Annotated in this window: 13 protein-coding genes; 8 read left to right on the top strand and 5 right to left on the bottom strand. The window is 41.0% G+C overall.

The genetic code is table 11. The features are described from left to right. Positions 1-176: 176 nt before the first annotated feature. A complete protein-coding gene (asnA, locus tag H5201_RS10550) occupies positions 177-1,172 on the bottom strand; it encodes an aspartate--ammonia ligase (RefSeq protein WP_145237095.1) in 996 nt (331 codons plus the stop codon). A gap of 198 nt (positions 1,173-1,370) precedes the next feature. On the opposite strand from asnA, the gene asnC reads away from it, so the two are divergent. The 3 genes from asnC to recG are packed head-to-tail and all read left to right on the top strand — an operon-like array spanning position 1,371 to position 4,712. Continuing rightward, positions 1,371-1,829 (top strand): transcriptional regulator AsnC, encoded by a 459-nt coding sequence (gene asnC, locus H5201_RS10545; protein WP_145237092.1) that lies wholly within the window; start codon positions 1,371-1,373, stop codon positions 1,827-1,829. Between the two features lie 54 nt (positions 1,830-1,883). After that, complete coding sequence (gene trmH / locus H5201_RS10540) at positions 1,884-2,570, top strand: tRNA (guanosine(18)-2'-O)-methyltransferase TrmH (RefSeq protein ID WP_182732244.1); 687 nt, start codon at positions 1,884-1,886, stop codon at positions 2,568-2,570. Positions 2,571-2,630: 60 nt separating this feature from the next. Further along, entirely contained in the window at positions 2,631-4,712 is a 2,082-nt protein-coding gene (gene recG / locus H5201_RS10535; RefSeq protein ID WP_182718081.1) for an ATP-dependent DNA helicase RecG, read from the top strand. Between the two features lie 50 nt (positions 4,713-4,762). Here the strand turns inward: recG and H5201_RS10530 are convergent, their stop codons facing one another. Both H5201_RS10530 and H5201_RS10525 read right to left on the bottom strand, forming a co-directional pair. After that, on the bottom strand, positions 4,763-5,680 hold the full coding sequence (locus H5201_RS10530) for a porin (RefSeq protein ID WP_182718080.1): 918 nt from the start codon (positions 5,678-5,680) through the stop codon (positions 4,763-4,765). A gap of 159 nt (positions 5,681-5,839) precedes the next feature. Further along, positions 5,840-6,715, bottom strand: a complete 876-nt coding sequence (locus H5201_RS10525; protein ID WP_149980649.1) for a LysR family transcriptional regulator — start codon at positions 6,713-6,715, stop codon at positions 5,840-5,842. A 91-nt stretch (positions 6,716-6,806) separates the two neighbouring features. On the opposite strand from H5201_RS10525, the gene H5201_RS10520 reads away from it, so the two are divergent. Further along, positions 6,807-7,181: a DUF413 domain-containing protein gene (locus tag H5201_RS10520; RefSeq protein WP_145237075.1), complete on the top strand. Its 375-nt coding sequence runs from the start codon at positions 6,807-6,809 to the stop codon at positions 7,179-7,181. A gap of 89 nt (positions 7,182-7,270) precedes the next feature. Further along, complete coding sequence (locus H5201_RS10515) at positions 7,271-8,506, top strand: response regulator (RefSeq protein WP_182784534.1); 1,236 nt, start codon at positions 7,271-7,273, stop codon at positions 8,504-8,506. On the opposite strand, the gene rarD is transcribed toward H5201_RS10515, so the two are convergent. Together rarD and H5201_RS10505 are read right to left on the bottom strand one after the other, a co-directional pair. Beyond that, complete coding sequence (gene rarD, locus H5201_RS10510) at positions 8,503-9,426, bottom strand: EamA family transporter RarD (RefSeq protein WP_149980647.1); 924 nt, start codon at positions 9,424-9,426, stop codon at positions 8,503-8,505. The genes H5201_RS10515 and rarD overlap by 4 nt on opposite strands. Before the next feature lie 52 nt (positions 9,427-9,478). Next, entirely contained in the window at positions 9,479-9,934 is a 456-nt protein-coding gene (locus tag H5201_RS10505) for a thioesterase family protein (protein WP_149980646.1), read from the bottom strand. 110 nt (positions 9,935-10,044) lie between these two features. On the opposite strand from H5201_RS10505, the gene recQ reads away from it, so the two are divergent. The 3 genes from recQ to H5201_RS10490 all read left to right on the top strand — a co-directional run bounded on the left by recQ (position 10,045) and on the right by H5201_RS10490 (position 13,959). Then, entirely contained in the window at positions 10,045-11,868 is a 1,824-nt protein-coding gene (gene recQ / locus H5201_RS10500; protein ID WP_182760422.1) for a DNA helicase RecQ, read from the top strand. A gap of 15 nt (positions 11,869-11,883) precedes the next feature. Continuing rightward, complete coding sequence (locus H5201_RS10495; protein WP_182718077.1) at positions 11,884-12,183, top strand: DUF3630 family protein; 300 nt, start codon at positions 11,884-11,886, stop codon at positions 12,181-12,183. Positions 12,184-12,249: 66 nt separating this feature from the next. Beyond that, positions 12,250-13,959, top strand: coding sequence for a POTRA domain-containing protein (locus tag H5201_RS10490; RefSeq protein WP_182718076.1), 1,710 nt, complete (start codon positions 12,250-12,252; stop codon positions 13,957-13,959). Positions 13,960-13,974: the final 15 nt, after the last annotated feature.

Genomic DNA, 13,974 nt, shown 5'->3' with positions numbered 1-13,974 from the left:
GTTGGTCAGGAAAGTCACGAGATTGGTCAATGATAAACGAAGTAAATTTGAATCCTGAGAAAAAAGAAGAAATGCGGGCGGCATAAAATTTAACTTGAGGCGACAACTAACTTGAAAAACTCCGATCGCAAGCAGATAGAGACTAACAGCAGATAGTCTCTATTCTCTCGTCTACGTTATAAAATACCAGCCACTTGTTGTTTTAACTCCTCCGGCCATACACTTACTTGTACTTGACCGATGTGAGGTTTTTGTAATAACAACATCGCCAATCGAGATTGACCAATGCCACCACCTATTGTCTGTGGTAATTGTTTAGCTAGTAGTTGCTTATGCCAATCAAATTCTAAACGAGCTTGGTCACCGGTAATTGCAAGCTGTGCAACTAATGCTTCTGGTGATACGCGAATACCCATTGATGAAATTTCAAAAGCATCTTCAAGCACAGGGTTCCACAGTAAAATATCACCATTTAAGCCACTGTATTGCTCGCAAGTCTGAGTCGACCAATCATCGTAGTCAGGTGCGCGTACATCATGAATCTTACCATCGGCTAATGCCCCACCAATGCCTATCAAAAACACCGCACCATATTCTTGTGTAATCGCTTTTTCGCGCTGCTTGGCGGTAAAATCAGGGTACATTTGACGTAACTGTTCACTGTGTACAAAAGTAATATCAGCGGGTAAAAATGGTGATATACCAAATTCATCAGCAACAAATTGCTCGGTTGCTTTTAAGCCTTTATACAAGGCTTGTACTGTTTCTTTTAACTTATCAAGAGAGCGCTCAGAACTGGCACAAATTACTTTCTCCCAATCCCACTGATCAACATAAACAGAATGGATGGGGCTTAATGACTCTTCATCCGGGCGCAACGCTTTCATATGTGTGTATAAACCTTCACCAATTGCAAAGCCGTGCTCAGCTAGTGTTTTTCGCTTCCATTTTGCCAAAGAGTGAACCACTTCAAATTGACTCGCTGGAATAGTTTTAACTTTTACCGCAACCGCATTTTCAGTGCCACTTAGGTTATCTTGGATACCATCGCCTACTTTAGCCAAAATAGGCGCTTGTACTTCAATTAACCCTAGCTGTTGTTCTAGCTGGTGTGAAAAATACTGTTTAACTTTACTAATTTGCAGCTGTTGCTGGACAAAGTGTGAACTCATAATAATTGGCCTCATTCCCAGTTATTGTTACTTGCATAAATGCATGATTGCACTATGAGCAACCATGTCGTTAAAGCAATCCTCAATCATTTTGCACTTTAATTCAATAACCAATAACAAAAACACCTTTACCATATTAATTTGATTAATTTAGTGGTATAAAAAATGATGATTCAACAATTTAAAGATGATATTTATATGGAAAATTATCAAATCGATAATCTTGATAAACAGATCCTCCACGCATTAATGGATAATGCCCGCACAGCCTATGCAGAATTAGCCAAACGGTTCGCCGTTAGCGCAGGTACAATTCATGTACGGATTGAAAAAATGAAACAAGCCGGGATCATTACAGGCACCCAAGTTAGCGTCAATGCCAAGCAGTTAGGCTACGATGTATGTTGTTTTATTGGCATCAACCTCAATAATGCTCGAGACTACCCACAAACCTTATTGCACCTAAAGGAACTTGAAGAAGTCGTTGAGGCTTATTACACAACCGGTAACTACAGTATTTTTATTAAGGTAATGACCCGTTCAATTGATCATTTACAAGATGTATTGATCAATAAGATTCAAGCTATCGAAGCTATTCAGTCAACCGAAACGCTAATATCACTGCAAAACCCAATTAGCCGCTCAGTAATGCCTTAAGACGGTAATTCCCGTATAATAGCGGCAATTTTATGAGTTAAGACAAGGCTAAAAATGGAAAACACCCGCTATCATCGCATTAAACACGTACTAGATCGTCGTCAAACCGATTTAACCGTGTGCTTAGAAGATGTGCACAAACACCATAACTTGTCTGCAATTGTTCGCAGCGCTGATGCTGTGGGTTGCCATAATGTTCATGCAGTATGGCCACAAAACCAAAAATGGCTCACCAATAATACCTCTGGGGGCAGTAAAAATTGGATCGCAACTCACTTACATAAAGATATCGACAGCGCTGTGGCTATGATGCGCCTGCATAATCCGCAAGTACAAATACTCGCTACTAACTTATGCCCTGATGCTGTTGACTACCGTGAGATTGATTATACTCTGCCAACAGCCATTATTGTCGGCCAAGAAAAAACCGGGATCTCTCCACAAGCACTTGCCCACGCAGATAAAAACATTATTATTCCAATGCAAGGTATGGCGCAGTCTCTGAATGTGTCTGTGGCCGCTGCACTGATATTATTTGAGGCACAAAACCAACGTCTGCAAGCCGGCTTATATGAGCGCACTATGCTGGATGAGAGCATAAAACATAAGATGCTATTTGAAGGTTGCCATCCAATCATTGCACAAAAATGCAAAGAAAAATCGCAACCCTATCCAGCCCTCGATGAAAATGGTGAAATCATCGCTGATGATGAGTTTTGGCACAAATTAAAACATGCTTGATGACAAGCCTGTTCGCACGTAAACTAAAAAGTATCTAAAAATGAAAGATTTGAGCGTATTGTGTCAAAGCCAACTTTAAGCCGCTACCCAATCACTGACCTCAAAGGCGTTGGTCCAAAGATGGCCGAGCGGCTAAAAAAACTCGGCATTAGCACAGTGCAAGATATGCTCTTTCATCTACCGCTTCGATATGAAGACCGCACCCGTATTTATGCTATCAGTGATTTAGCTGTGCATAGTCATGTCAGTATTGAAGCCACCATAGAAACCAGCCAAATTACCTTTGGTAAACGTAAAATGCTCGTTTGCCAAGTTAACGATGGTACTGGACGACTCACCCTGCGATTTTTTAATTTTACTGCAGCACAAAAGAATACCTTAAGTAGCGGTAAGGTGATCCGCTGTTTTGGCGAGGTACGACGTGGCAGAGTCGGTTATGAAATGACTCATCCTGAATACAGCCTCAGCGATACACCGAGCGAACAACCAACAGCAACCACACTAACGCCTGTTTACTCGACAACGGAAGGGTTAAAACAACTGTCGATCCGTGCATTAAGTGATCAGGCGATTGCATTACTTGAAAAATATCAGGTAGAAGAGTTATTGCCAGTGCAATTCCAACACGCTGGTATGGATTTAACTCAAGCACTGCTACTTTTACATCGCCCCGCTAATGATGTAGATATCACCGCATTAGAGCAAGGCCTGCACCCGGCTCAACAACGTTTAGTGTTTGAAGAGTTACTGGCGCAAAATTTGAGCTTATTAAAATTACGTCAACAAGGACAGCAAGTAAAAGCAGTTGCTCTGAACCCTATTAATCATCTGGAGCATGATTTTTTAGCGCAGCTCCCCTTTGCTCCAACCAACGCGCAAAACAAAGTCGTCGCTGAAATAAAAAACGATTTGCAGTCTCCTTATCCAATGATGCGCTTAGTACAAGGCGATGTTGGCTCAGGTAAAACCCTAGTTGCGGCACTGAGCGCCTTAACAGCTATCGCACAGGGCTATCAGGTGGCACTAATGGCACCCACCGAAATTCTGTCAGAACAACATGGCATTACTTTCGAAAATTGGTTTACGGCTTTAGGTATAACTACAGCATGGCTCGGTGGTAAAACCAAAGGAAAAGAACGCAGCGCAACGCTTGAAAAAATAGCATCAGGTGAAGCGCAAATGATTGTTGGGACTCATGCGTTATTTCAAGAACAAGTAACATTTAATAACCTAGTGCTTATTATTATTGATGAACAACACCGCTTTGGCGTCCATCAGCGCTTATCGCTACGAGAAAAAGGCCGTTTTGGTGATTGCTATCCCCATCAACTGGTTATGACAGCAACACCGATCCCACGTACACTGGCGATGACAGCTTATGCCGATTTAGAAACGTCCGTGATTGATGAGTTGCCACCAGGACGTACCCCAATTAAAACCATTGCACTACCTGATACGCGTCGTGATGAAATTATTGCTCGTGTAAAAACAGCCTGTACCGAGCAAGGTCGTCAAGTATATTGGGTATGCACCTTAATTGATGAATCGGAAGCATTGCAATGCCAAGCAGCAGAAGATAGCGCACTGCAATTAACTCATGCACTGCCAGAGTTAACTATAGGATTAGTTCATGGCCGTATGAAAGCAGCAGAAAAGCAAGCCATTATGAGCGAGTTCAAAGCTGGAAAGATTCATATATTAGTGGCGACAACGGTCATTGAAGTCGGTGTAGATGTGCCGAATGCCAGTTTGATCATCATTGAAAATCCTGAACGGCTTGGCCTTGCACAATTACATCAGTTACGTGGTCGAGTTGGTCGTGGTGCAATCGCATCCCATTGTGTGCTTTTATACCACGCACCGCTGTCTCATACTGCACAAAAACGTTTGGCTGTTCTAAGAGATAGCAATGACGGTTTTGTAATTGCAGAACGTGATTTGGAAATTCGTGGTCCAGGTGAAGTGCTCGGCACTAAACAAACAGGCTTAGCGGAATTTAAAATTGCTGACTTAACCAGAGATAAGCACACACTCAACTTAGTCAGACCTATCGCACTACAAATGCTCCGCCAGTATCCTGAACAAGTAGAACAACTAATCAATCGCTGGCTTGCGGGTAAATCAGTGTATGCACAAGCTTAATAGTAAAAAACCTTACAGCAATAAGTAAGGCTTTTTCAACGGTCTAAAGACTAAAACTTGTATTCCATGCCAACACCTAAGTAATCTTGATCAACATTGCTGTCCATATCAAAATTAGTGTAGAAGGCAAATAACGTGGTGTTTTTGCTCAATGAGTGATCAACACCTGCAGAGATGGCAGACTTTTTATCACCCGCATCAAAATCCATTACTTGGTATTGAACTTTAAATGTATTGCTATCAAGGGTGTAAGCCGCATTAACTAAATAACCATCGGCATCACCGCTACCATCCACTTTTTCTTGGCTTTGGTACATTGCACCTAGTTTAAAATCAGCTACTTTCCCTTGCACGGTAGCGCGTACAACATCATAACCATTAACTTCACTGTCGGCAGCAACTGATGCATAAACATTGCTTTTCTTCAGTCCAGCATCGCCATAAGTAAGTGCTAATGAATAACCGCTATCGCCTTCACTGTCTTTTTCTGCAACGTAAGTTGCAAGCACTTTAAAGCCACTTAAATCCTTTGATGAATAAGTAACCGTATCACTAAGTCGGTTTTCACCTTTAAATAAATTTTTGATATCACCTTCAAGGTTATCAAATAAATCCAACTTTCCTTGTGATTGCTTTAAAGCAGTATCATTACGGCCAATCACTAATTGACCAAATCCACCTTTTAAACCAACGTATTGATTACGTGATGTAACCGTGTCTTTTGAATCATCAGAAACATTAACTTGAAATTCGAACTTATAAATAGCTTCTAAGCCATCACTGATGTTTTCAGAACCTTTAAAACCAATTCGCGATGCATTGCTTTTAATTTCGCTGAATGACCCTTCACCGTCATCCGAAGATTGCACAGATACATTCGCTTTACCATACACATCAACATCAGCAAACGCAGAAAAAGATAAACCACTTAACACAGCTAGTAATAAGCTCGACTTTGCAAATTTCATATTATTTCCTCAATAAACGCAACAGACTAATTTTTAATTCGCTGCATTTTGCCTGCGGTAAATGACAGAAATATTACAACAGAAACATTTTTGACTCATATTATTCATAAAAAGGAACAACAAAAGACATCAAATCAACATAAAACTGTCATATATAGCTTACTTAGCACTAAATTCACTGCTTATTGTTGGTGTTAATTCCAGTAATAAATTAACCAACGTCTCAAGCAAGGGTTTTTGTTCATTATCTCTGTGATAAGCGACAAAAATATCCCGAGAAGTATGTTCCACATCAGACACTCGATGTAGCTCCCCTTTATCTATATGGCTTTTCGCTAAAACTTCAGGAATAAATGCACTACCTCCACATTGTAGTATCAAATCTAATGCAATGCGTCCTGTGCTGGTGCGAAAATATGGTGGAGTGTGACCAGTAAATTGCCGTGCATGCCAAAGAGAGAAGGTAGTTCCCCAGTCAACATAGACATATTGATTATCAAAAAAGTTTTCATTCGCAGCTCCTTCAAATGCACTGATAGGTATAATTGGCAAGGTGCAAATACGCTCAACTACTAATTCATCCACTTTTGGTGGATCAAATAAAATCGCTAGATCTAAGGTGCGCTCTAATAGTAACCGTGTGCTTTCTTGCTGTGCTTTAACTTCAGCCACCAGCGATACCCCTGGCATTGCAGAGACAATATTAGTGATACCAAACTGTAAAAAAGCATCCCAAATATTAGGCGTCCCTGCTAAACTCACTTGCTTATGCATATTATCCGCAAGAGCAACATCGACTTTAGCCCGTTGCATACCAGTAATAATCATTTGCGCATGGGGTAATAAGCGCTCCCCTGGTGCAGTCAATTGGATGTTATTACGTTGGCGGATAAATAAATTAACCCCTAGTCCTTGTTCTAATTGACGAATTCGAAAACTCACCGCAGACTGCGTAATGTAAAGGTTTTCAGCCGCTTTACCAAAGTGACGAGTACGTACCACTTCGACAAAGGTTTTCAATAAATCTATATCCAATTATTTATCCTCACGATAAAAATTTTTTGTTTAATAAATTGCGCAACTTGATCCATACTCCAGCTTGAAAATAGGGTATGAGGAAACAGCCATGAGCAATGATATTTCACTACTTCGCCAAGCATTTGTAAGCCAACGTCAGTTTTATGATGATCAAAACTTTCCGCGCGGATTCGGCCGCAGCGGTAATTTTACCTTACTAGAAGCCAGTATCCTTGAACAACACGGTGTTGTTCTAAAAGGGTTATATAATAAAACCCTTGAACCACAAAATGAAATCCAAGAACAATTTTTTGCCGTTGTCTCTGGTAATCAAGAACCAACCAACGCAATTGAACGTGCGTGGATTAAATACCTAAAGCTAACGACGTGTAAAGCAAAGTTTCATACTCTGTTTGGGCGTTCTAAAATTTCAAGTCCTGCACCACAAAATCCAGACTACTATTCGGAGTCTGATAGTTTATAAAAGTAATGGTGTTATTTGCTTTTTCGTGTTTTAACAGTTACAACTTGTATAACTGAACAAACTTGGCCATGCCAAAAACAAGGTGTTACGTGACACGAAAAATACTCATCATTGAAGATACGCCAACTATAGCGCGAGTGCAAAAGCACATTGCAATTAAAGTTGGCTATGATGCAGATATAGCCTGTTCCTTAGCGCAAGCAAAAGAGTTAATTAGTAAAAATAACTATTTTTGCGCTGTAGTAGACTTTATTCTACCTGACGCACCACAAGGCGAGGCTGTACCCTGCACTATTGAAGCTCAAATTCCTACTATAGTAATGACCGGCAATATAGATGCAAAGACCCGTGATACCGTCGAAAAATATCCAATAATTGATTACATCACTAAAGAGAACAAGCAAGCCTACCATTATTTAGAAAAGCAACTACAGCGCTTACCTCGCAACGAAAACGTTAAAGTCTTAGTCGTCGATGACTCACCATCAGCACGACTACATATATGCAGCTTGCTTAAACGTCATAAATATCAAATATTACAAGCCTGTGATGGCATTGAAGCACTTGCAGTGCTCGAACAAACACCTGATATAGCAGTTATAATTGCAGATAACGAAATGCCTAACATGAATGGTGATGAGTTATGTGGTGAAATTCGTCGCTTATACAGTAATGATGAAAAAGCAATAATCGGTATTTCCGGCTCAAATGCAGCGCATCTTTCGGCGCGTTTTTTGAAAAATGGCGCAAACGACTATTTACGTAAACCATTTAATAACGAGGAATTTTATTGCCGTTTGAGCCAGAACGTTGACATGCTGGAACAAATTGCCACCATTCGCTTACAAGCGAACACTGACTATTTAACTAAACTACCTAATCGTCGCTACTTCTTTGAAGAGACCACAAAATCATTAAAACAACTGCAGAAAAAAGAGTTAATTCCCTCTTTGGCGATGCTCGATATTGACCATTTCAAAGCAATCAATGATACCTATGGCCACGATGCTGGTGATGAAGTACTAAAAGGACTTTCAATTTGTTTTGCAAAATACTTTACAAAAGACTTGGCGGCTCGTTTAGGCGGTGAAGAGTTTGCTGTGTATTTTAATGACACAAATAAAGATGAAGTATTAAAACGTCTGGATAATTTTCGTCACTTTGTTGAGCTCAATAGCCCTGAATTTAGCAAAGAAAAAATTCAATTTACGCTCTCTATTGGTTACGCACACGGGCCTGTTTATCAAATTGATGAATTATTAAAACAGGCCGATATTAAGCTTTATGAAGCCAAAGAAACTGGCCGCAATAAAGTCATTGCTTAAACAGGCTTAGTGGGTGCAGGGATATTTTCACGTTTACGCTTTTGTGATTGTCGATAGGAGTCCCAACTAAAGATAGCCAGCGCACTCCAAATACAAGCAAATGTTACTATTCGTTCAGGACTAAATACTTCACCATAAAATACCACCGCCAACACAAACATTAAACTTGGCCCAATATATTGGAAAAACCCTAAGGTAGTATACTGCAATCGCTTGGCAGCACCTGTAAAGCAAAGTAGTGGCAGTGTGGTAATAACGCCTGCACTGATCAACAATACATTAGTATGCCAATCATTCGCTACGAAATCAGAGCTATTCGATGGCGCCATTAACCACCAATATACTAAAGCAACTGGCAATAATATTAATGCCTCTAGTAGTAACCCCGGCAATGATTCGATAGGTAACTTTTTACGAAGTAAGCCATACACCGCAAATGACCCTGCTAATGAAAGTGCGACCACCGGAAATGAGCCAAAACTAATAACTTGGATCACCACACCACATAACGCCAGAGCAACCGCTAGCGCTTGCCATTTGCGTAGTTTTTCACTTAAAAAAAGCATACCTAGCAGTACGTTTAATAACGGATTGATATAATAACCAAGACTTGCATCAAGCATATGATCATTATTAACCGCCCAAATAAATAGCCCCCAGTTAAAGCCAAGTAAGGTGGCCGTAATAACCAGCATAGCAATGAGTTTAGGGTGTTTAAGCACATGCTGTACTTTATGCCATTGCTTCATTACTGCAACAATGATGACGATGAATAATACCGACCAAACCACACGATGCATCAGTATTTCAAAAGCTGATATATGCTGTAGTAATTTAAAATAAATAGGTGCTAAGCCCCACATAAAAAAAGCCATACAGGCTAAGATAACACCTTTACGCTGTTCAGGATTAGTTGGCATAGATTGTTTCTTATGTATATGAAAGGCCGCTAGTTTACCTGCCAGCTACGCTTTATCCAACTAAATAAGTTGCCGTGCCAAAAGCTATTTGAATGCCTTGTTCGTTATGGAGCTCCATCCGACATACGCATACTTTATTACCGGAGCGAATTAGCTTGGCACTAGCGGTAAATTCAAGCCCTTTGCCTGGACGCAAGTAATCAGTGCGCAAATCGATGGTGCCGAGTGTCGCTAGCTTGGTTTGAATACTAACTATATTAAGCTCAGTGAGCTTATCTATCATCGCCGCCGCAGCGAGCATCCCCCCCACATTATCAAGCACCGCAGAGATCACCCCACCGTGGAGAATTTTTTGAGCGGGATTACCAATAAAGACATCCTGCCAAGGAAAGCTTATTTGCGCTTGTTCCGCATCTAGTGATTTAACTTTTATTTGTAAAAACTGGTTAAACGGCATTTGCTCTACAAAAACTTTAGCAACTTGGTCAATTAATTGGGCTTTATTCATTATTATTATCCGCGACTTTATAACTGGTAAGATGAGTAAAGCACAACTAAAAAGAAAGTGCGATAAAAAGCACCTATGCAAGGTCGTCTAAAAGCTCTAAAATGTCCGCGATGAATACACCAAATCCCACAGCAAGCACCGTAGTGCGCAGTCCCGCAGCTATACTCAAACAAGTGTTTGGTTATAGCGAATTTCGTGATGGCCAAGAAACGGTGATCAATGCAGCCCTTAACGGCCAAGATTCGCTAGTATTGCTGCCAACTGGCGGCGGCAAATCAGTATGCTACCAAGTGCCCGCGCTTGCCTTAAGCGGTCTGACAGTCGTTATTTCGCCATTAATTTCCCTTATGCAAGATCAAGTATCACAATTACAAGCGCTCGGGGTGAAAGCAGCGTATATCAATAACAGTTTAAACCGCGACGAACAGCAGCAAATATATCAACAACTGCACAGTGGTTTGCTTAAGCTACTGTATGTTGCACCTGAAAAAGTGCTGCAACATGAATTTAAAGAGCGCTTAAGTCATCTTAATATTAGTTTATTTGCGATTGACGAAGCTCACTGTGTATCACATTGGGGCCATGATTTTCGCCCTCACTACTGCCGCTTAAGCGAACTAAAACAACGCTTTGCAGATGTACCTATGATGGCGCTCACAGCGACAGCTGATAAAGCCACGCGGTTTGATATTGTCCAGCAGCTTGGTTTAAATGCCCCCTATATACACACTGGTAGTTTCGATCGACCAAATATTCGTTACACCATTGAAGAAAAATTCAAACCGCTGGCGCAATTACTTCGCTACTTAAAAGAACAACAAAATCAAAGTGGTATTATTTATTGCACCAGTCGAAAACGAGTTGATGAAATAGCTGAAAAGATCGCTGATGCTGGAATGAACGCAGCGGCTTACCATGCAGGTATGAGTAACGAGCAACGCCAATTTGTACAAACCGGTTTCGCCCGTGACGATATTCAAATAGTGGTGGCTACTGTTGCCTTTGGCATGGGCATTAATAAACCCAACGTCCGTTTTGTACTGCATTATGATATTCCCAAAAGTATCGAGTCTTACTATCAAGAAACTGGCCGTGCTGGCCGTGATGGCTTGGCCGCTGAAGCTATTATGTATTTTGATCCGGCCGATATTGGCCGTGTTAGGCGATTTTTTGAAGACATTGAAGATGAACAACGTCGTCGTGTCGAAGAGCAACGCTTTAACGCCATGGCCAGCTTCGCAGAAGCACAAACATGTCGTCGACAAATACTTCTTAACTACTTTAGTGAATATCAACGCGAACCTTGCGGCAACTGCGATATTTGCCTAAATCCACCAAAAAGTTTTGATGGTACTTTAGTGGCACAACAAGCCCTTTCGTGTGTGTATCGTGCCGAACAACGGTTTGGTTTAGGCTACATAGTTGAGCTACTGCGCGGAGCAAATACCAGCCGCATTAGGGATAACAATCACCACCAACTCAGCACTTATGGCATAGGTAAAGACCACAGTAGTGAATTTTGGCTCAGTATTTTACGCCAACTGATTCACCAAGGCTTACTGAGTCAAGATATCACCCAAGGCTCAGCACTGCGCTTAACCGAAGGTGCTCGCGCTATTTTGAAAGGTCAATACGCGCTGCAAATGGCTGAACCACGTCTGCAAGCGAAGCACGTATACCAAGACAAGCTCGCTCAGTTTAATTACGATAAAAAGCTATTTGCCAAACTACGTGCCTTACGTAAAGAGCTTGCCGATGCGGATGATGTGCCACCATATGTGGTGTTTAACGATAAAACCCTCGCAGAAATGGCGCAACTAATGCCAACCAATGACAGTGAATTTCTCAAAGTGTCAGGAGTTGGCTTTACTAAACTCAATAAGTACGGCAGCCCTTTTTTACACGCCATACGCGACTACTTAGCCCAGTCTTAAATAAAGAGAAAATTGATGACTCAGCTGCAACTAGATAATCAACATAATGCCATTATTATTATCCCCAGCGAAATGCCCAACGATGATGATTTCGAGCTTTGGGCGCAGTTATTTTTACATGGCCCAGAAATAGTAATTGGTGAATTTGCAGCGGGAGCGGATCGCCACCAATGTCGCTTTACGTATGCACAGCAAAGCTTTAATTTAAACTTTGAACACTACAGTAACAGTATTTGGGTTAATGGCGAAGGCATTGAAGCTGAGCATTTATTAGCAGCCTTAGCACACTATTTTCTTACACTATTGCAACAATGAGGTAGACTTATACACAAACTTAGTGTGTAGTGGGTTAACGGTAAAAACCCATAATAAAGGATTTCAATGGTTGTAAATAACGCTTATGCATTTTTATTGTTTAGCTGTTGCAGCACTTTGCTCTATTCATCCTATGGCTTAGCGCAATCATCTGGTGACGAACAGCAAAGTTGCAGTAATCAACGCACAATTACACCCACTGAAAAAAATCTCCGTCGCCAACTTGATGTCGATGAGACACTGCCAGAAAAAACCAACAAAGCCAAAATTGCCCAGGTCGAACTTGATCAACTCAACGTCTTCAATACCAATTTAGAAGCAGAAAATAACGCATTATTTCGCTTTGCCAATCGTGTTCATATGACCACTGAGCCAGACGTTATAAAAAATATTTTATTGTTCGAACCTGGTGATCACTATGAGCCGAAAAAACTCGCCGAATCAGAGCGCTTATTACGTCGTCAAGGTTATCTATACGATGCCAGAATAAAAGCAGAAACTAACTGCGATGGTGACATTAATGTAAAAGTGATCACCCGCGATTTATGGACGTTACTACCAGAAATTAGCTTCAGCCGCAGTGGTGGCGAAAATAAATCGAGCATTGGGTTTCGCGAATCCAATTTATTTGGCTGGGGTAAACGTTTGTCACTTGCTCGCACTACCGATGCAGAACGTAATGGTTACCTGTTTGTTTATGATGATCCTAATATACTTTCTAGCCGCTACCGTGGTCGTATAGAATACTCAGATAACGACGATGGTAAACGCCATTTACTCGAGCTTAGCTACCCTTTTTACTCTATTGATACGCCTTACAGCTATGGCTTATTAAGCTACTCTGATCAACGAATTGAATCTCTCTATAAACGAGGTGAAGTATTCAGTCAATTTATCCAGAAAACAGACTATAATCGCATTCACTTTGGCCACTCTAAACAGCTTGCTAATAATTGGACTCAACGCATTAGCGTCGGTTATACCCATGAACAGCAAGCTTTTGAGAGCACAGTAAATACCGTCACACCATTGGCTGAAAAACGGGAGCTAAGCTATCCATATATCAGTGGTCATTGGTTTGAAGATCACTACATAAAAGTGCGTAATTTCGACAGTATTTATCGTACTGAAGATTTAAATCTTGGTTGGAATGTGCAAGGTTTATTAGGCTATGCAAGTGAAGAATTAAGCAATGACGATAGCCGCGCTATTTACTCTTTTGATGCGAAAAAAGCTCATTTTAGTGGCGATAATACCCTTTGGCGCTTTCATGCTAGCCTAGATGGTAATTGGAACGAACAACAAAGCAAAGTAGAGAACTTACTCGCGAGCACTCAAGTGCAGTATTATTTAAACACCAGTTTTGAACAATCGTGGTATGCCAAAATACGCTTAGACTATGCTAAAAACCTAACTCCCGACAAACAGCTAATCTTAGGCGGCGAAAATGGCCTACGTGGCTATCCGCTAGACTACCAACAAGGCGATCGTAGTTTTTTAGTTAATCTTGAAAAACGCTATTATTGGGAATACGACCTGCTTCAGCTGTTTAAAGTTGGTGGAGCTGCATTTTTTGATATTGGTCGCGCTTGGTTTAATGACCAAAATAACGGTAAAAATGGCCAAGTATTGAAAAATATAGGTATCGGGTTACGGCTCGCTCCAAGCAGAGCAAATGCAGGGACTGTGATCCATTTAGATATCGCCGCTCCACTTGATAAAAGTGATGATGTTGATTCTATTCAATGGCTAGTCACTGTAAAAAATTCCTTTTAAAGTGTGCTAAAAACG

Source organism: Pseudoalteromonas sp. SG43-6, from assembly GCF_014164365.1.
Classification (GTDB): domain Bacteria; phylum Pseudomonadota; class Gammaproteobacteria; order Enterobacterales; family Alteromonadaceae; genus Pseudoalteromonas; species Pseudoalteromonas rhizosphaerae.
Note: the sequence above shows the minus strand (reverse complement) of the source record. Positions and strands in the feature narration are given on the sequence as shown.

Excerpts from the sequence above, each read along its gene's own strand:
- asnA (WP_145237095.1), bottom strand. The coding sequence starts at position 1,172 with ATGAGTTCACACTTTGTCCAGCAACAGCTGCAAATTAGTAAAGTTAAA.
- asnC (WP_145237092.1), top strand. The coding sequence starts at position 1,371 with ATGGAAAATTATCAAATCGATAATCTTGATAAACAGATCCTCCACGCA.
- trmH (WP_182732244.1), top strand. The coding sequence starts at position 1,884 with ATGGAAAACACCCGCTATCATCGCATTAAACACGTACTAGATCGTCGT.
- H5201_RS10530 (WP_182718080.1), bottom strand. The coding sequence starts at position 5,680 with ATGAAATTTGCAAAGTCGAGCTTATTACTAGCTGTGTTAAGTGGTTTA.
- H5201_RS10520 (WP_145237075.1), top strand. The coding sequence starts at position 6,807 with ATGAGCAATGATATTTCACTACTTCGCCAAGCATTTGTAAGCCAACGT.
- rarD (WP_149980647.1), bottom strand. The coding sequence starts at position 9,426 with ATGCCAACTAATCCTGAACAGCGTAAAGGTGTTATCTTAGCCTGTATG.
- H5201_RS10505 (WP_149980646.1), bottom strand. The coding sequence starts at position 9,934 with ATGAATAAAGCCCAATTAATTGACCAAGTTGCTAAAGTTTTTGTAGAG.
- recQ (WP_182760422.1), top strand. The coding sequence starts at position 10,045 with ATGAATACACCAAATCCCACAGCAAGCACCGTAGTGCGCAGTCCCGCA.
- H5201_RS10495 (WP_182718077.1), top strand. The coding sequence starts at position 11,884 with ATGACTCAGCTGCAACTAGATAATCAACATAATGCCATTATTATTATC.
- H5201_RS10490 (WP_182718076.1), top strand. The coding sequence starts at position 12,250 with ATGGTTGTAAATAACGCTTATGCATTTTTATTGTTTAGCTGTTGCAGC.